Here is an 18670-nt window from a genome sequence, read left to right on the forward strand (position 1 = left end):
TTAATCCTGCGGAGCTGCTGGCCAACGACCACGATATTGATGGCGACATACTGAAAATAACCGGAGTAGACCGGGGGGAACACTGTTCAGTTTCCCTGCTTGCGGACGGCACAATCCGTTTTGTACCGGAACTGAATTATAACAACAACTATCCGGGTCAGGCGAGTTTCAGGTACACGGTGAGCGATGGTGTCAGCGACCCGGTAAGCTGCGTAGCTTTTTTTGATATTGACCCCGTCAATGACAAGCCGATTCTCCGTGGCGAGCAGATCACCGGTGCGGTGGAGGACAACAGTTTTTCCTTTACTGTTGCCCAGCTCATGGCCAATGATACCGATGTGGAAACAGCCTCACCTTACGAAACAGATTCCATTTCCTTTGCGGGTATCAATGGTGCCACCCACGGCAGGATTTCTACCGGCACAGGGGGGGTAATCAACTACATTCCGGATACCGACTTTTGTGGTACCGACAACTTCAGTTACACGGTTATCGACTCCCATGGCTCGAGCTCAACCGTTCAGTCGCAGATTTATGTCCAGCCTGTCAATGATCTGCCGGTAGTGGAATATGATCGCAGCTCCAACGCTGAAGACACGATCTGGAACACCTTTGCAATCAGCCGCCTTCTCGCCAATGACTCCGATGTCGATGGTGACACGCTTTTTATCCGCAACCCCCACGTACTCAGCGGCCATGGCCAGGTCAGGATTTCCGGCTCCAACCTGCAGATAAAACCTGATGCGCATCAGCACGCCATGGTTATTGGTTATACCGTCTCCGATGGACATGGTGGTGAGGTGGAAAGCAGGCTGAGCCTTGACAATATCCGGGAACACAATTATGCACCGGATTTTTCGGGGTTGTATAGAATAACACGATATGATCCCCTGGCAGGAATCATTTTCGCCTTCCATGCCGAAGACAGGAATGGCGGTGACAGCTGGACTCTTTCAGGAGGGTTGCACCAGATGGGGGACATAGTCTCCATTACGACCTCCAGTCTCCATACCGACTATCCTCTTGCCAGAATGACTGATTACGGTTACGGCCATTTTGGTCTCAGTTGGCATATCGTCAGGCCTGGTGGTGGTGCAGGGGATAACTGGGATCCCACTCAACTTGGCTACAATGCCACCTTTACCTTAACGGTAACTGATCACCAGGGTGCCACCGGCACAATCTTTGTTGATCTTGACCGAATGCAGAGAAACGAGGGTCCTGTTTACCATTATACCCCGGTTGTCCTCGATCTGGACGGAGACGGGGTTGAGCTCCTCAATGTCTCGGAAAATATCAAATTTGACTGGAACCTGGACGGCAAGGCCGAGGCCACCGGCTGGATCGGTCATGATGACGGCTTTCTGGTCTATGATTATGACCATGACCGGCAGGTGAATCAGCCGGACGAACTGTCCCTGCGGCAATATTCCCCTGGAGCCGCAACCGATCTTGAAGGACTGCGCGCTTTTGACAGCAACGGTGACGGCCGCTTTGACAAAACGGACACAGGCTGGAATGACTTTGGGGTCTGGCAGGACAAAAACAGTAACGGTGTGACAGATATGGGAGAATTCTCTTCACTTGATGAATTGGAAATCAATGCTATTAATCTGAAAAGCAATGAGGAATATGAAGAGATAAATGGCAATATCGTTTACGGCACCACCAGTTTTATCAGGGAAGACGGTACAACCGGTGAGGTTGCCGATGTGGGGCTGAACGGAACCGTAATCGACTCACTGGAAGAAACCGATAAACCAGCAGAGCTGGAGCAAATGACTCAACCACAACAAATTGATGAAAACCCGACTGCAGCCACATCCCCGACTGCAGTGGAAGTTTTCGATGAAACACAATCAGAAAATGAGACGGATCCCACCGGTAATCCTCCGGTATTACTGTCTCAGGAACCAAACAGCAACGTGGAAACATCCGAACCCGAAGCCCGGCAGGAACCACAGGAGGAAAATTCACATCCCGCAGCCCCGTCTCCTGTTGATGATGCCACCATCAGCCTGCTGGCGGCCCAGTTGATTTCTGATATGGCCACCAACAGTCAGGCTGTGGATACCCCGGATGTTCATATTCCCGCGCCACTCCCTGTGGATCCGATCGTTACCATTGATCACCATGCCGCTGCCCATGAGCACGATCATGATATATTATCCATTTTCTGAGACGCAGACCACCGCCGTTTTGGATGCAGGTTACGGGTCTGTCTTCAAGAACAGTGAGGCAGACCCGTTCTTTTTACTTCTCCTGCCAGACCGGATTGCGTTTTTCGAAAAAGGCCTTCACCCCTTCCTTGGCATCATCCGTTGAGCAGAGACGGGCAAAAGCCTCGTTCATATAAGCGAACTGCTGATCATAGGCCATATCTTCCGAGTGATAAAAGGCTGTCTTGGCGATCTGCACGGCAATGGGACTCTTTTTTGCCAGCTCTTCGGCCCATTCCAGCGCCTTCTCTTCCAGCTCATCCTTGGGAACAAGTCTGTTGATCAAGCCAAGATCCAGGGCTTCTTTCGCCTTGAGGAGGTTACCGTAGAATAGAAGTTCCAGCGCCTTTTTCCTGCCCACGCATCTGGCCACCGGAATGACAGGGCCGACACAGTTCAGACCGACGTTAATGGCGGTCAGCCCCATTTTCACATTTTCGGCGGCGATAACGAGGTCGGCTGCCGCCACCATACCCATGCCATTGGCCGCTGCCACCCCATGCAGCTGAACAATTACCGGTTTGCGCATCTTTGAAATAGCCACGAGAGGACGTTCCATCCGCTCAATCCAGGCCCGATATTCATGGGCTGTTTTTCCTTCCAGCTCATTGACATCAATGCCCGCGCAGAACACCCGGCCGGACCCTTTCAGAAGGATGACCCTGACCTCAGGATCTTTATCCAGTTCCAACAGCGCCCGATAGAGTTCCGCTGCCATCAGGCTGCTGAAGGTATTCATCTGGTCTGGTCGATTAAGGGTAAGGGTTGCTACGAATTTGTCACCTTTTTCAACTATGATTTCTTTATAATCCATGGCGTAGGTTTCCTTTTAGAAATGCAGCATAATTACAGAAAAAGATTAAACAACCATTTTTGCAGGCTACAGAAACAGCAGATGAATGTCAACCTGTTTCCCGACGATCCCCTGTGCCAATAATACCAGAGTCTCACCAGGGATGGCGCATATTGCGGCAGAACTTGAACGACCTGCAGCTTCGGTGAATGGGGCCCGGGAAATCCTTGGCCTTTCGGGTCGAATGGAGTAGAGTGTGCCACGGATTACCTGGTTTCAGTATTACCCATTTCGATGCTATAAGGAGTAGATAAAATGGCTGACTTTACTTATCAGGCGCCGTTTCCCCTGACCAAAGACGAAACAGTATACCGGCAAATTGAAGGGTCCGAAAAATTCGTTACAGTAACAGAATTTGATGGACAGGAAATATTAAAAATCAACCCGGAAGGTTTAACTGTCCTTGCCAATACGGCTATGCGCGACCTCTCCTTCATGCTGCGCCCTGAACATAACAGGCAGGTGGCTAAAATCCTGGATGACCCGGATAGCCCGGCCAATGAAAAAGGTGTTGCCCTTGCCTTTCTGAAAAATGCCGAAGTCGCCTCCCGCTTTGAACTCCCCATCTGCCAGGATACCGGCACCGCCATTATCATGGGGAAAAAAGGTGAAAATGTCTGGACCGGCGCCAATGACGCCGAACTCCTCTCCAAAGGTGTATTCAAAACCTACACAGAAGAAAACCTGCGCTATTCACAGACCGTGCCCCTCGATATGTACACGGAAAAAAACAGCGGTACCAACCTGCCCGCCCAGATTGATCTCTATGCAACCGAAGGATCGGAATACTCCTTTCTCTTCCTGGCCAAAGGTGGGGGCAGTGCCAATAAAACCTACCTCTACCAGGAGACCAAGGCGCTGTTGAATCCTGAAACTCTGGAGAAGTTCCTGATCGACAAAATGAAAACCCTGGGAACGGCAGCCTGCCCTCCCTATCATCTTGCCTTTGTTATTGGCGGCACCAGCGCGGAAACCAATCTCAAAACGGTCAAACTCGCTTCAGTTAAATACCTGGACGGACTGCCCACCTCCGGCAATGAGCACGGCAGAGCCTTTAGGGACATCAACCTTGAAGAAAAGATTCAGAAGGCAGCTGCAGCTCTCGGACTTGGCGCCCAGTTCGGCGGTAAATATTTCACCCATGATGTCCGCATCATCCGCCTGCCCCGTCACGGCGCCTCCTGTCCTGTAGGTATGGGTGTCTCCTGCTCAGCAGACAGAAACCTCAAGGCAAAAATCACCAGGGAAGGCCTCTTTGTTGAACAGCTTGACACTGACCCCGGCAGGCTGATCCCCGGGCACTACCGCGGCAGGCACGGCCACGGTATCAAAATCAACCTGAACCGGCCCATGAAGGAGGTGCTGGCTGAACTGACACAACATCCGGTAGGCACCTCACTGCTGCTCTCCGGTACCATCGTTGTCGGTCGGGATATTGCCCATGCCAAATTCAAAGAGCTGCTGGATGCCGGAAAAGAGCTACCGGACTATCTGAAAAAACACCCGATCTATTACGCCGGTCCGGCAAAAACCCCAAAAGGAAAACCATCCGGTTCCTTTGGTCCCACAACGGCCGGGCGAATGGACAGTTACGTGGACCTCCTCCAGTCCCACGGTGGCTCAATGATCATGATAGCCAAGGGCAACAGGTCCCAACAGGTTACCGATGCCTGCAGAAAACATGGCGGGTTTTATCTTGGGTCCATCGGAGGTCCCGCTGCCATTCTCGCTGAAGAAAATATCAAAAAGGTGGAATGTATCGACTACCCCGAGCTGGGCATGGAAGCAGTCTGGCAGATTGAAGTGGTGGATTTCCCCGCCTTCATCCTGGTAGACGACAAAGGCAATGACTTTTTCTCAGGACTGATGTAATTTTACAGGACCTGAAAATTACAAACAGAATTTACCTGGGCAATTCCTCTGCGAATTGCCCTTTTTTATTATTTTCTTTTATATGTTCTTTTTGCACGAGTATTTTCCACATCAGAGACCGATTGATTTATTTTTCCGGAATAACGCATTCCTTTTCCATATTCTAGAAATCCATTTAATACAGATTTTTCTTTCTCCCCCATAAAAACAGTTCAAGAAATTGTTATTTAAGAATAAATAATATTCTTATTATCAGGGACTGATTTTTGCATGGGCTGATACAACTATTTTTTTTATGAAATTCTGGAATATTTTTGATACTTAAATCAATTATTCTGGAACCGTCTTAAAGGAGAAGGAATATGAAAAATATTTTTACTGCAGCATTACTGTCGTTATTATTCTTTTCTGCCAATTGTTATGCCCTGCCCATGGCAACTGATGACCTTTGGGATATCAGCCAGGGAAGCAGTGTTACAGGAAACAGTGGAATTCTTTTTAACTCAAATCAAACCGGGATGTTTGGGGGTTATACTTCTGCTGCTGCGGAACCTCCAAATACAATTTTTTCAGACTACCAACAAGCCGGCACATTGCACTGGATAGAATGGCAGACACCTTCAGAAATAACCTTGCGAAGTTTTAATCTGGTTGCTTTCCATGATGGCCGACCGTATGATATGACACACAGAGGATTTGATACATTTAATCTGCTTTCATCAGTCGATGGTACAACCTGGAACCAGATATACACCTATGACACAGACCCGGACGGTGATCTTTTATATGGAGGTGGAGTTACCTATACAAACCCGGCGGCCCTTGAGCTGGCTGCGGATCTCAGCACTCCGGTCTTCGCCAAATACTTTCGAGCGGAATTTGTCCAGACAGGACAAGGTATAAACGGCTCCGGCCCGAGAATTCTTGAACTTGACGGATATGACACATTTCTCGATGGTTCAACAGGTGGTGACCCCGTTCCGGAACCGGCGACCATACTTCTTTTCGGTGCAGGTATTGCCTGCCTTGGCGGTTTACGTCTGAGAAAAGCATAGAACTGCTAACAGCTTACAATCTTCCCGGATTGCTGTGCGTTTGATGAATCAATTATATTAAACATTTTCACTGTATTTTCAGCAGATTGCTCAAGGTAACATCACAAAAGCGCCACGGAGGAATCTTATAGATTTTCAAGGCAGATCCTTGACAGGCTCTGCCTTTTTTAAATCCACCTTGAGGGAACTTCCGTTTTTCCGGCTAAATTCTTTCTCTCGCAACGTTTGCCGTAAAGTACCCCTCCTGAACACCAGCACTTCCTCCGCCATAAGACTCATCTCCTCGACCGAGTGACTGATAAACAGAAAAGGAATCCCACATTCTTCAAACAGTTTCAGTAAATAGCAGATAATCTGTTTTTTCAGTTGTGAATCAAGCCCTGTAAGGGGTTCATCCATCAGGATCAGCTGTGGACAGGAAAGAACAGTACGACCAAGAGCAACCCGCTGCTGTTCCCCTCCGGAAAGAGCAGTCACCTTTCTGTCAAGAAGATGCTCCAGCTCAAGCACCTCTATAATTTTCCCAGGTTCCTCCTTTCGCAAAATCGGAGCAATACGTTTCCAGCCATAGAGCAGATTCCGGCGAACACTCATATGGGGAAAGAGATACCCATGCTGAAAAACAACACCCGTTCTTCGTTTTTGCGGTTTGAGATTAATTTGTTCTTCACTGTCAAAAAGTATCTCATTGTGCAGAACAATTCTTCCCTTATCAGGTGTCAACAACCCCGCCAGCATGAGCATCAATGTAGACTTGCCACTACCGGATGGCCCGAAAATCCCGCATCTTTCCGAAGAAGTCTCAAACGCTGCCTTAAAATTAAAATCCCCTCTTTTCAAATGGATATCAACTTGAAGATTCATTGGTTTTACCGCCATTTTAAAGCTGAACCACCGGCTTCACTTACCAGCAGAACAAAAAAGGAAAGAGAAATTGATACCGCACAGAGGACAAGAGCCATGGAATCCTGCCCCGGTGTACTGGTGTAATCATAGATTGCCAGCGGAATAGTCTGGGAAACGCCGGGAATATTGCCAGCCAGGATAATTGTTGCCCCGAACTCTCCCAGGCTCCTGGCAAACATCAATGTCATTCCTCCGATAATTGCCCTGGCGGAAAGGGGAATAATAATTGAAACAACTATATCCCACCAGGGAGCACCCAGGGTTCTTGCAGCCTGCAGGTATTGCTCCTTAATGGAATCCATACCGATACGAATGGATCGCACCAGCAGGGGAAAGCCGACAACCGCCGAGGCAATTACCGCACCTTTTGCTGTAAAAACTACTGTAATTCCAAATTGTTCCAGAAATGGCCCCAAAACCCCAGAACTTCCAAAGACAAGAAGAAGCAGGTAACCGGTCACTATCGGCGGTAGAACCAGGGGAAGGTTGACGATTCCTTCGAAAACCGCCCGTCCAGGTATCCGGGTAAAGGAAAAAATACAGGCAACTCCAAAACCAAAAGGAAGCGAAATCAAGGTGGCTGCTGTTGCAACTTTGATGGAAAGCAAGACAGCCTGTGTATCCTGGGGAGTCAAAGATATCATGGATCTACGACCGTAAACCCGTATTGTTTCAAAAGTTCATGGACTCTCGAAGTACTTAAAAATGAAAGGAACTGAACAGCTTCTCTCTTCTTTGACCCTCTGAACGTAAGACCTGCCGGATAGATCACCGGATCATAAAACATCAGGGGAACCGTAAAAAGTATTTCTGCACTCTTCGCCTGAAGTCCATCAGTTCGATAAACAAAAGCTCCATCAACCTCCCCCGCTCGGCATACATCAGGGCCTGTCGCACATCTTTTGCCATCACCAGTTTATGGTCGGCCATAATTTTTTTATAAAAACCACTTCTCTCCATTGCCTGTACCGCATATTGTCCACCCGGCACACTTTTCGGGCTGCCAATGGCAATTCGGGAAAGTTGCATGATATCATCTATTTTTCTTAGATTATCCCTTTTTCCCCCAAGAAATACCAAGCTGTTTCCTGCCAGGTTCATAACGGTTTGCTTATTTATTTTCTTTTCCTCAACCAGATAATCCATCCATTTTTGATTTGCTGAGATAAAGAGATCTACAGGTGCTCCCTGTTCAATCTGTTTTGCCAGGGAACCGGAGGAGGCAAGATTCAGTATGCATTCTGTTTCAGGATGAGCCTCTTCATAGGCTGCAACTATATTCTTAAATACGGTTGTAAGGCTCGCAGCTACAGAAAGTCTCACCGTCTGCGCACGAAGAGGAAGTGATGACAGCAATAATACCAGGCAGACAATTCCAGGTAGGATTCTTTTTTTCATGCTGATTACTCCTTTCAATATATTTTATAATATATAACGAAAGTTAAAAAAATCCCTTCCACTATATGAAATAAAAAAGTTGTCTTTTTCATTTTCTGAAGTGCAGGATTGAGGTTCTATTTTGTTTCCGCCTGTAAAAAAGCAGAAAAACGTTCCTGCAGTTCCCAAAAAGCAGCCACTTCTCTCTCTCCGGCTGCAGTCAACCTGGCACCTCCTCCTCCTTTTCCACCTTTACTGGTTATTACCAGGGGATCGGGTGATTTTCTGTTCATTGAATCCACCAGGTCCCATGCATGCTTATAAGACATTTTCATGGAACGGGCAGCCCTGGATATCGAACCATGTTCACGGATTCGCTCCAGAAGAACAACCCGCCCCGTCCCGAGAAAAGTGGCGCCGTCCCGCTCCAACCAAAGTCGTCCCCGGCAGACAGTTATCCCCTCCTGCCAGGGATTTTCCCTTTTTCTGTGTACATGTCGATATGGTTTCATGTTTCGTTATATAAATAAAAATATATCGAATGACAAGAAAAAAATACGAATAAGGAAGCTATCGGTTTTCAGCGGCGAATCAAAACAAGTTTGATGGCCAGACCGATAAAAACAACCCCGGCCATACGATTAAGAACTGTCTGGGCTTTTGCCGATTGCTGAAACCATTCACCGACAGTACCGGCCAGCAGACTGATAAGCCCAAAAACCAGAATTGTAGAAAGAATAAAGAGAAACCCGAGAAAGAGGATCTGGGGAACGATTGAACCAATGGTGGGGTCAGTAAACTGGGGAAGAAAAGCAAGAAAAAAGAGGGAAACCTTGGGATTAGTTACGTTCATGATAATCCCCCTTGAGTAGAGTTTCCAGAATCCAAGGGCTTCACCGGATATTTTTCCACCTCCTGCAATTCCCGCACGAAATGAAAGAAACGCCAGATAAAAGAGGTATGCAGCACCAATGTATTTCAGCAGGCTGAAAGCCAGGGCAGAAGCCTGAAAAATCGCCGCCACCCCCAGTGCCACTGCACTGGTATGGACAAGCAGCCCCGTACACAAACCAAAGGTAACGGCAAAACCGGCCGTTCTTCCCCACTGGGCCGCCTGGGTAAGAACAAAAAGATTGTCAGGTCCCGGAGTCAGGGCCAGCAGTACGGAGGCTGTAAAAAAAAGAAACAGTGTATCAGGCGGCAACATAATGGACTATGATTATAACAGTTTTTCAATAGCATCCAGCAGAGCATCTTCTCCATAGGGTTTGGTAATATACTCGTCTGCTCCCTGCTTCATCCCCCAGAATTTATCACTCGGCTGGTCCTTGGAACTGACGATAATCACCTTTATGTCCTTTGTTTCATCATCATTTTTCAGTTGCCTGCAGACCTGAAAGCCATTTTTATTCGGCAGGATCACATCGAGAAGAATCAGATCCGGCTGCTCTTTTTTTGCGTGTTCAAATACTTTTTCACCGTCCGTTTCAGTTACCACCCTGAAACCGTTTTCCTCACAGACTGACCTGGCAAACCGCATGTCAGTAGCACTGTCCTCAACAATCATTATCAGATTTTTAGCCATTTTCATACATCCTGTTCTTATTTTTTCAAATATTGATCAATACCTTCTTCTTTCCATATTTTTAATGTCTTCTTATCATTTTTCTTGATCTGCACTCCAATGGCGTTCACGGGAACTTTATATTTTTTCTGTATTTCAATCCAGTTTTTCTTAATCGCTTCGCTTATTGCCATTATTCACTCCAGTCGTACCTGCTCTTTTCTATTCTCCAACCCTCACCGACAATGAAAATGCTCCTTCAACCATCCGTAATCATCCTGCCGGCTATCCTGACAAGATCCGGTAAAATCAGTATCTTGTCCTCCGCCAGAGAATATACTCCCAGGATATCCTCCCCTCTTTTGGGAAGTGGGAGGGAAAAAGACGGAGGCATGTTTTCCGACAGTTTTAACAATTGAACATGATGGCAGGTCTGAAGAATTATCCTCACCAGTGCTTCTTCCCTGTCTACCGCTCCAGCAACAACGTATTTATTCTTAATTTTTTCCTCTTTTTTCCGGCCCGGCAATCCATAGTACTCCTCAAGCTGAACAACTGGCAGAATCGTATCCCGGTAATGGGCCGTAAACTGCCCATTTTCAGCCGGAATCAGCTCAAGGTCATTAAGAACAAATTCTATCTGGCTCCTGCTCAACAACCAAAAAAGTTTTTCACCCGTTTTCAATGAACAGTCAGCCCTGATAACCGCAAGTTCAAGTATCTCTTTCATAATTTACCGTGTCCCGATTTCTTCAAGCAGACGGATAAATGTTTCTTCCTGGTACGGTTTTGTGAGATAGTGCTCCACCCCCAGTTCTCTTGCCTTCTCCCTGTGTTTCTCGGAAGAACGGGAAGTCAGCATGACAACCGGAATATCCCGATACAGACCGTGACTGTTCAGATTACTCTTAAGTTCATAGCCGTTCATTCGCGGCATCTCAATGTCCAGAACAATAACATCCGGCATAAACGATTCCAGCTGCGCCAGGGCGTCAAGGCCGTCAACAGCCTGACGCTGCTTCCAGGATCTGCTCTCAATCAGCCTTGCCACACTGTGCCGCACACTGATGGAATCATCTACTATCAAAACTTTCAGAGGTTCATTCAGGCTCAATTCCGTGTGAATTTCTGCTTTTGAATCAGGTTGTTCGACTACAGTTTCCACAAGTTCCGAGAGGTTAAGAATGGGAACCAGACTGCCTGATGGTGTCACGGTAACCCCGCTTATCCCGGGAACATGGGTCAAATGGCTCCCCAGGTCCTTTACAATAATCTCCCGTTGCTCAACCACACTGCCAATGGAAACACAATGGAGATCGCCCCCGGCAGCTTCGAAAATAATTGCCAGCACCCCCTCACTGCCCGTATCCGGACAAACATCCGATACACCAAGCTGCAGGTAGAAACCGAGATTTTCCACAGGAATATTTTCATCATTCCATTGAACCGATACTCCCTCTCCATTCTCCAGTTCGTCTGAAGAAAAATGCCTGACTTCAATAATCTCCTGCAGCGGTACGGCAAACAATCTCCCCGCAACGGAAATCATGATTGCCCGATTAACCGAGAGGGTAAAAGGAATCTGAAATTCAAAGACCGCACCTCCACCCGGATTATTCTCAAGCCTGACAGTCCCCCGCAGTTCCTGAATATTTCTACGGACTACATCAAGTCCCACACCCCTGCCCGAAATCTGTGAAACATCTTCTTTGGTGGTAAAACTCGGACGGAAAAGCCAGGAAAACAGTTCTTTATCATCCAGGGCCTCAGGATCGTCCACCAATCCTTCCGCTTTCAGTTTTTTCCTGACCAGGTCAAGGTCAATACCGCTGCCGTCATCACTAATCCGCAACACCACAAACCTGCTGTGCTGCTCGGCCTCGAGAACAATGGAACCTGTTTTATCCTTACCAAGTTCCATTCTTCTATCATTCGATTCAATCCCGTGATCAACACAGTTCCGGAGGATATGCATAAGGGGGTCCATCATTTTCGCCCAGACGAACCTGTCCATATATACATCTTCACCGATGATGTTCAAATTGACATTCTTCTTGAGCCGCCTGGCAGTATCCCTTACTGTTCGAAATAAAAAGCGGGAGATGGAAGAGAGGGGTGTCATCCTGATTCGCATGAGTTTATCCTGCATCAGGCGCATGGTGAGCTGTTGCTTTCCAACCTGTCCTCTCAGGTCGCCCGCAAGCGATGTCATGGTGGAATAGATGGAATTTACATCCACGGAAATCTCGTTCAGGGATCTGATAATCAGATTGAGCTGGGAATATCGGTCAAGTTCGATAGGATCAAATTCATCAAGGTCTCCCCCCTGCTCGGGAATATTTTCCCCACCCGCGGCAACGGGATTGAAACCATAGAGGGACTGGACTTCAAAACCGGATTCAAGCTCCTGGGATTTGCGTCTGAGGTTATTTTTTACATTGTCCAGCTCGACCAGGGTTTCAGAAAGTTCATCGAGCATACTCTCCATTGCCCGCGGGCAACAACGAGTTCACCCTCGATGGAAACCAGTTCATCCAGTTCGTCCAGTCTTACCCGGAGAGTCCCTGTTTCTTCAGGCAGGGAAACCTCCTCATCATCGCCTTCTTCAAACCCGACCGGAACAAACTCCGGTTCGGACTCTCCGGGAAGTTCATTCTCCCCGGTAAGAAGTGAAAAATGATCCCTGATTTTTTCCTCAAAACGTACCAGGCGGGAAGACTCGGCTGCTTCCGGACTCTGGGCCAGAAATTCCATCACATCGACACCGGAGGCAAGGATATCAACATCTTCCGGGGTTATGGTCTTTGCCTCATCATGCAACCAGTCAAGCATGTCTTCAAGAACATGCCCGGCCCTGGCCAGAAGATTGACACTGGTCATTGCCGCCGCCCCTTTAAGGGTATGCACGGCCCGCCGCATCTCGCTCACATTTGCCCGAAGTTCCGGGGTTATTTCCTTTTTCTTCGTGATTTCCCGTTCCAGATCATTCAGAGAACTGTTGATGGTTGTAAGATGCTCATCGCATTCAGCCTGAAAAACATCAAAGAGCAACTGCCGCTCTTCATCCACTTCTTCCGTGTCCGAAGATACTCTCTCATCATCACTTAAATCAGGTTCATGTAATTGCTCCATGAAAGCCAGGGTATCATCAGCACCATCCACACTGGAAAAAATATCCGCTTCAAGCTCACTCTCGAAGAAATCGTCATCCACGACTTCACCTGTTTCGGCAAGTGGCCGTGGTTGCACTGCCAGACTTTCCCGCTCCAGCATCATATCGAGAAACTGCAGGAAATCCTTTACCAGAACTGGAACCTCTCTATAATGATTTTCCGGATCAACAATCACCTTCCGAAATAACTGGTCAAAATCATTCAAAACCCTGTATTTATCTGCAAGCCCCTCTGCTTTCACACAAGCAATAACAATGGAAACAGCCTGACCAAGCTTTCTGAAAACATTTGTGTTGTGCTCAATGTCTCTGCTGTCGTCAGATGTGCATTCAGCCAGATCTTCAAAAAGAGGAAAAAGAGAACGAAGCGACGCCTGCCATTGACTCTCTGTTTTTACAAAAGATTCAGCACGGATCAGGGCCTGATCTTTAAACAGTTCTGCAATCTGCCGATATATCTCTTTTTCATCATTATCGTTGCTGCTGATATACATCTCAAGAAGCTGAACTGTTTTTCTCAGTCCATGAATGCAATTCTCGGGAACAGGCAGCTCGTGGAGCACCATATTTTCAAAAAACTGCTCCACCAGCCTTGCCCCTTCACTGAGGTTATCCCTGCCCACCAGGGCTGCTGATCCTTTAATATTATGGAAGAGCCGGTGCAGTTCATTTATTCTTTCAGATGAATATTCTCCCGGAACAAGACCATTTATATTTTTCACGATCTCGGGCAAATATGAAGAAACTTCCTGGGAAAACAATTCCATCAGTTCCGATTTTGCTACCTGCGACATCCCTGTTACTCCTCCAAAAAATTCTCTACAAATACTGCAGAGAAATAATCAAGTCCTTACCGGCCGACTTCAACCCTGTTGAAATCAAGTAGACGTGGTGAGGTTAAAAATTTTGCCACGTTCAGGTGGTAATACTGCTTACCCTCAAATTCAAAGGCCGACGTGAAAAATGCTTTTTCCACATTGTCCAGTTTACCATCAACCAGGGAAATTTTTTCGGAATCCCCTTTTTTTATTGTTCCCGCAATACGATCAATACGGAGCCCGACTTTTCTTTTCTTATACCTCAGAACCATAAAACGATTCCCGTCACAGCTGCCCTCACCGGGAAGCTGTAAAAAACCGACAAAATCAATAACGGAAATAATTTCACTTCGAAGATTGACAATTCCCTGAATCCAGGAAGGGAGATTGGGCAGAAACGTGACAGGGGGAAGAGGACCGACCTCGGCGAGATTATCGATGGCCACTGCCACAGTCAGCGGCCCGATACCTGCCAGCAGATATTTCTTCAATTCCTCACTTTCCGGAATAGTGACATGGTCAGTCGACTCAATTTCCTTCCGGACGTTACTGAGTTTTTCATCAACATTACTGATAACACTCGCCAAATCAGAAAAATCAGACATAATTACCTGCGCTTTTTAATCATTCACCGGAAAAACTCATTCAACCAACATGGTTGTCAATAACTTTCAAAAGGTTTGCCGGATTAAACGGTTTTGTCAAATAAGCCACCGAACCTGCCCGCAGGCCCCGTTCCCTGTCAACAGACCCTTTCTTTCCTGTCAACATGACAACCGGAACCGCCTTTCCATCCATAGCGTTCTGGAGTTTAGGCAGAAGTTCATACCCGGTAATATCCGGGAGTATCGCATCCAGCAAAACAAGGTCAGGGACGGCTGCGGTCATCTTGTTCAACGCCTCGAAGCCGTCAGCGGCCTCTTCGACACCATATCCCTTTTTGGACAGCACCATGGAAATCACTTTTCTTGATGTGGGGCTGTCTTCCACAACAAGAATCGTTTTTCCATTCTTACCGGTCTGTTTTGTCAGAACAGGTAAAGTTTTTTCTGTTTTTTGGGCAGTAAATGTCGGCTTCGATGAAACAACCGACTTTTTCCCATTTTTGACATGACTCTTTTTCTCTGAAAATTCCACTACTGAATGTCGTTTTGCAGCAGCAGAATTTTTATCAGTTTTTTGGCCCGACCGTGCAGGTTTATCAAGGTATCTGTCAACAACACCAATGAGTTTTGCTGGATCAAACGGTTTTGTCAGATACTCATTGGCTCCTGATTTCATCCCCTTCAATCGATCTGTAGAACTTGTCTTTCCGGTCAACATGACAACAGGAACATTCGCCACATCTTTTCTCAAAAGAGGCAGAATTTCGTAACCTGTCATATCTGGAAGCATGACATCAAGCAGAACCAGATCCGGAACGTTTTCAGAGACTCTGGTCAGGGCCTCTTTTCCTGTTGTTGCCTCAACAATCTCATGGCCTTTTCGCGAAAGCAGCATGGAAATCACCTTTCGTGACGTCCTGCTGTCTTCCACAACAAGTATTACCTTTCCACTTGATTTTTCTTCAGTCGCTGTCTCCACTTTGAGAGGAGGAGTTGGACTCATTTTGGGCGTTTTCCGGTTCCGACCCGTTTTTCCGGATAAAACAGAGGATGCCCGCAGCAGCAGTGGTTCTTTCGGCACCACTTTCAGGGCCAGGTTTATATACTTCTCCGCCCGCTCAATGTTTCCAAGTGAAAAATGCCCAAGACCAAGGCAGTAAGCAATCCTGGCATTTCCAGGGTTTTTGCGAAATGCTTTTTCATAGGTAGGCAGAACTGTTTCAAGCTCACCGGAAACATCAATACGCTCAAAATCAGTTTTTGAAATACGTAAGAAACCCCCACACCGGCTGCAACGTTTTTCGCCGGAACGAACCAGCGACCAACAGAAAAAACATCGCCTTACCGTTGCAGACCGTCCACTGATCTGGGGTGTTATTTTCTCAATTTCCCTGCTGATCTCGCTATCGACATTCCCCCATTTTCCTGCCTCGTTCAACGCTTTCTGAATATAATCCTCCCGTGTCATAAGCCTGGAATGCCATAACCAGGCGGGATAAAAAAACCGGTTTGCCCGGAGAATTTTTACCAGTTTTGTACCTGCCTCCTTACGATGAAACTGATAAAGGTGAGCAATCGCCTCATCCAGTAACTTCTTTTCATCCAGCGAAGTTTTCCCGGAAGTCGCCTTGGAAAAATGAAGAAGCAGCTGCTCGATCTGTTTGAAAAGAAAGGAAACATTTTTTTTCGGACTATCTTCATTGGCAAGAGAGGAAATTTTTGCCGATTCAAGTCCGGCAAGGGTTAACACGGCCCCATTACCCACCAGTTCTCCACATTTTCCCGTTACAATTTCTCCCCCCGTATCTGCAACTCACCATGACAACCGTTGTCCTTTATCTTCAAATCCAGATTACTTTGCAAAAGTTTCCGGGATTTCAAATAGTCAAGCATACTGGCGTAAGTTTCACCGGGACCAATGTGAGATTCGGTCATAATCAACCTCTGTAGTTAATGACTGTCCAGAAACGAGGATTGTCCTTTAATAACTCTCCAGGACAATCAACCCGCATTGTCTCCCCCCCAATGGTTAAGCCGCCTCTTCCTCCTCAACCTTGAATACTTCAACAGCATCCCTCAAATCGCTGGCTGTTTTACTCAAAACATTCATGGATGCCGCAGTATCCTGGGAAGAAAGAGAAGATTCTCGACTGATTTCACCAACTTCCTGCATTGCCTGTGAAATACTTTCAGATATTTCAACCTGACTGGTTGTTGCCGCAGTAATCGCCTCAATAAGCTCGGCAAGCTGCCTGGAAACCGCCTCAATTTCCTGCAACTTTTCATAGGCCCCATCTGCCAGCTGTGTACCGCCAACCACCTTGGAAATACTTTCATCCATCCTGTTTGAAACATCCGCAATCTCAGTCTGAATACTCTTAACAAGCAGGTCAATCTGTTTTGTGGAGTTTCGTGAACTGTCAGCAAGCCGCTGTACCTCATCAGCAACAACAGCAAAACCATGTCCCGCTTCACCGGCCATGGCAGCCTGAATGGACGCGTTCAGGGCCAGAATTGAAGTCCTGTCCGCAATATCATCAATAATCTGCACAATATTTCCAATTTCCATTGAACTCTCACCAAGCCGTTTAATGGAACGGGCAGTCTCATTAATCTGTTCGCGAATCTCCGTCATGGCTCTGTTGGTCCTGCTTACAGCCTCGGCACCCTCCTGGGCATTGGAACGGGATCGTTTCGAAACCTCCGCTGATGTCTGGGCATTTCTGGCAACTTCACGAATAGACGCAACCATATCTTCGATGGCTTCAACAGCTTCAGTGACGGATTTTACCTGCTCGATATTTTTATTTGCCAGAGCCATGGTCTGCTGTGAAACATCTTCTGTCGTCATGTCGACAGATTGTGTTGCTTTTTTAACCTTACTGATGATATCAGAGAACTGGTCAGCCATAGCGTTAAAAGAATCAGCAATAGCACCGGTCATATCTTCTGTTACCTCGGCACGGCCGGTAAAATCACCCTCGGTCAAGGCACTGATCTCCTCCAGAAGCTTCATAATGGATTCCTGGATGGCATCACGTTCTTCCTGGCTCTGAATCAGGGTAGTGATATTATCCAGCATGGCATTCAGGGTCGTTGCCATCTCTCCCAGCTCGTCATTGCTGACCACTTTGGTTCGTGCAGAGAAATTACCCATACCAATCTCTCCGAGAAGATCCATTATGTGGTTAACCTGTCCCGTCAGTCCTCGAGACAACCTGATGGCAATCAGAATAGCCAGAAGAACCGAAATGGCACCAACCACTACCACTGCCTTCAAAACGAGATCAGCAGTTTTTTTCATATTGGCTGTCGCTTTCGCCTCATTGGCCACAGCGTTACTGAGAAACGACTTTATAACCGGTTCCGTCCGTTTAACTGCATCCTCATATTCGGACGCCTTGGCAGCAATAACCCTGTCTGTATTTGTTACTTCTGTAAACCACTTATCGAATTCCTTAAGCTGTTTCTGCAACGTTGCCTGAGGTGTACCTGAAAGGGCGGGAAGTTTCAGGAGTCGGTTAAATGTCTCCCTCTCCTGCTCAACTTTCTCAACAGTTTTTATATCTGAAATTCTCAGATAATCCTGCACTGCCGTTTTCAACCTGAAAAATCCATCCTGAAGAGCGGAATTGCCCAGCATTGACACCGTTTTTTCCAGTTTCTCAACACTCTCATTCAGCTTGACCAGCTCACCGAATTCCTTGTCAACCCGAAGCTCAAGGATATTTACGATACCCATAAAATCTATCAGGTATTCATTAATGGAATTCATAACAGACTGGGCAGCCTCAGCATCTCCCGGGTTTGTTGCCAATTCTTCAATGCTGTGCAGGGTCTGATATATCTCCCCACCCTTTGCAATAAAAGGGTCAAGATATTCAGTCTTTGCCACCTGAATACCTTTTTCCTCGTAGTTGAGCAAAAAGTCCTTTTCATAATTCTGCATAACCCGCAGGGTCTTTTCGGTCTCAAGACTTAATCTGGCAACCTTGCCGTGCACCTGAACCAGTTCTTCAATCGTTCGCTGGGCAACAGTCTGGGAAATGACCGTTATTACAATGACAACAACAGTCAATGCAATCAGGGCCATAAACGCCATCATCAATTTGCCGCGAATTCCCATATTACCGGTCAGTTTTGAAAAAAAACTCCTTTTTACTTCAGGGTTCCTTTTGTTCTCTTCCATTGCATCTCCATAATCTCAGTTTGAGCTCACACGAATGGGA

General features: G+C 47.0%; 19 protein-coding genes and 1 pseudogene. 4 read left to right on the top strand and 16 right to left on the bottom strand.

Annotated elements, in window-relative coordinates:
* The first annotated feature begins 17 nt into the window (after positions 1–17).
* Positions 18–2180, top strand: coding sequence for a tandem-95 repeat protein (locus LO777_RS15460; RefSeq protein ID WP_228857399.1), 2163 nt, complete (start codon positions 18–20; stop codon positions 2178–2180).
* 73 nt (positions 2181–2253) lie between these two features.
* Here the strand turns inward: LO777_RS15460 and LO777_RS15465 are convergent, their stop codons facing one another.
* Positions 2254–3033, bottom strand: coding sequence for an enoyl-CoA hydratase/isomerase family protein (locus tag LO777_RS15465; protein ID WP_228854753.1), 780 nt, complete (start codon positions 3031–3033; stop codon positions 2254–2256).
* A gap of 85 nt (positions 3034–3118) precedes the next feature.
* Here LO777_RS15465 and LO777_RS15470 point away from each other — a divergent pair, with 85 nt between their 5' ends.
* Entirely contained in the window at positions 3119–3265 is a 147-nt protein-coding gene (locus tag LO777_RS15470) for a hypothetical protein (RefSeq protein ID WP_228854754.1), read from the top strand.
* A gap of 62 nt (positions 3266–3327) precedes the next feature.
* Positions 3328–4944, top strand: coding sequence for a fumarate hydratase (locus LO777_RS15475; protein ID WP_228854755.1), 1617 nt, complete (start codon positions 3328–3330; stop codon positions 4942–4944).
* A gap of 68 nt (positions 4945–5012) precedes the next feature.
* On the opposite strand, the gene LO777_RS20190 is transcribed toward LO777_RS15475, so the two are convergent.
* Entirely contained in the window at positions 5013–5147 is a 135-nt protein-coding gene (locus LO777_RS20190; protein WP_268907454.1) for a hypothetical protein, read from the bottom strand.
* A gap of 159 nt (positions 5148–5306) precedes the next feature.
* Between LO777_RS20190 and LO777_RS15480 the strand changes: the two genes are divergently transcribed.
* Positions 5307–5999: a PEP-CTERM sorting domain-containing protein gene (locus LO777_RS15480; RefSeq protein WP_228854756.1), complete on the top strand. Its 693-nt coding sequence runs from the start codon at positions 5307–5309 to the stop codon at positions 5997–5999.
* A gap of 135 nt (positions 6000–6134) precedes the next feature.
* Here the strand turns inward: LO777_RS15480 and LO777_RS15485 are convergent, their stop codons facing one another.
* The 14 genes and pseudogenes from LO777_RS15485 to LO777_RS15550 form a co-directional block, all read right to left on the bottom strand.
* Positions 6135–6863 (bottom strand): ATP-binding cassette domain-containing protein, encoded by a 729-nt coding sequence (locus LO777_RS15485; protein ID WP_228854757.1) that lies wholly within the window; start codon positions 6861–6863, stop codon positions 6135–6137.
* Between the two features lie 5 nt (positions 6864–6868).
* The gene (gene modB, locus LO777_RS15490; protein WP_228854758.1) at positions 6869–7549 is read right to left on the bottom strand and encodes a molybdate ABC transporter permease subunit; all 681 of its coding nucleotides are present in this window, start codon (positions 7547–7549) and stop codon (positions 6869–6871) included.
* Positions 7546–8303 (bottom strand): annotated as a pseudogene (modA, locus tag LO777_RS15495) (molybdate ABC transporter substrate-binding protein). The gene modB and the pseudogene modA overlap by 4 nt, the downstream one beginning before the upstream one ends.
* A gap of 116 nt (positions 8304–8419) precedes the next feature.
* On the bottom strand, positions 8420–8794 hold the full coding sequence (locus LO777_RS15500) for a winged helix-turn-helix domain-containing protein (protein WP_228854760.1): 375 nt from the start codon (positions 8792–8794) through the stop codon (positions 8420–8422).
* 68 nt (positions 8795–8862) lie between these two features.
* Positions 8863–9489, bottom strand: a complete 627-nt coding sequence (locus LO777_RS15505; protein WP_228854761.1) for a LysE family translocator — start codon at positions 9487–9489, stop codon at positions 8863–8865.
* Positions 9490–9501: 12 nt separating this feature from the next.
* Positions 9502–9867 (bottom strand): response regulator, encoded by a 366-nt coding sequence (locus LO777_RS15510; RefSeq protein ID WP_228854762.1) that lies wholly within the window; start codon positions 9865–9867, stop codon positions 9502–9504.
* A 17-nt stretch (positions 9868–9884) separates the two neighbouring features.
* Positions 9885–10040, bottom strand: a complete 156-nt coding sequence (locus LO777_RS15515; protein ID WP_228854763.1) for a hypothetical protein — start codon at positions 10038–10040, stop codon at positions 9885–9887.
* A 65-nt stretch (positions 10041–10105) separates the two neighbouring features.
* Positions 10106–10576, bottom strand: coding sequence for a hypothetical protein (locus LO777_RS15520; RefSeq protein WP_228854764.1), 471 nt, complete (start codon positions 10574–10576; stop codon positions 10106–10108).
* 3 nt (positions 10577–10579) lie between these two features.
* Positions 10580–12325 carry a hybrid sensor histidine kinase/response regulator gene (locus LO777_RS15525; RefSeq protein WP_228854765.1) on the bottom strand — a complete coding sequence of 582 codons (1746 nt, stop codon included), beginning with the start codon at positions 12323–12325 and terminating at the stop codon, positions 10580–10582.
* A complete protein-coding gene (locus LO777_RS15530) occupies positions 12280–13812 on the bottom strand; it encodes an Hpt domain-containing protein (RefSeq protein WP_228854766.1) in 1533 nt (510 codons plus the stop codon). Before LO777_RS15530 ends, LO777_RS15525 begins: the two co-directional genes overlap by 46 nt.
* A 56-nt stretch (positions 13813–13868) precedes the next feature.
* Positions 13869–14441, bottom strand: coding sequence for a chemotaxis protein CheW (locus LO777_RS15535; RefSeq protein ID WP_228854767.1), 573 nt, complete (start codon positions 14439–14441; stop codon positions 13869–13871).
* A 40-nt stretch (positions 14442–14481) separates the two neighbouring features.
* On the bottom strand, positions 14482–16206 hold the full coding sequence (locus LO777_RS15540) for a response regulator (protein WP_228854768.1): 1725 nt from the start codon (positions 16204–16206) through the stop codon (positions 14482–14484).
* 20 nt (positions 16207–16226) lie between these two features.
* Entirely contained in the window at positions 16227–16376 is a 150-nt protein-coding gene (locus LO777_RS15545; protein ID WP_228854769.1) for a hypothetical protein, read from the bottom strand.
* Positions 16377–16470: 94 nt separating this feature from the next.
* Positions 16471–18630: a methyl-accepting chemotaxis protein gene (locus LO777_RS15550; RefSeq protein ID WP_228854770.1), complete on the bottom strand. Its 2160-nt coding sequence runs from the start codon at positions 18628–18630 to the stop codon at positions 16471–16473.
* Positions 18631–18670 lie beyond the last annotated feature (40 nt).

Origin of the sequence: Desulfomarina profundi (assembly GCF_019703855.1) — a bacterium.
Classification (GTDB): domain Bacteria; phylum Desulfobacterota; class Desulfobulbia; order Desulfobulbales; family Desulfocapsaceae; genus Desulfomarina; species Desulfomarina profundi.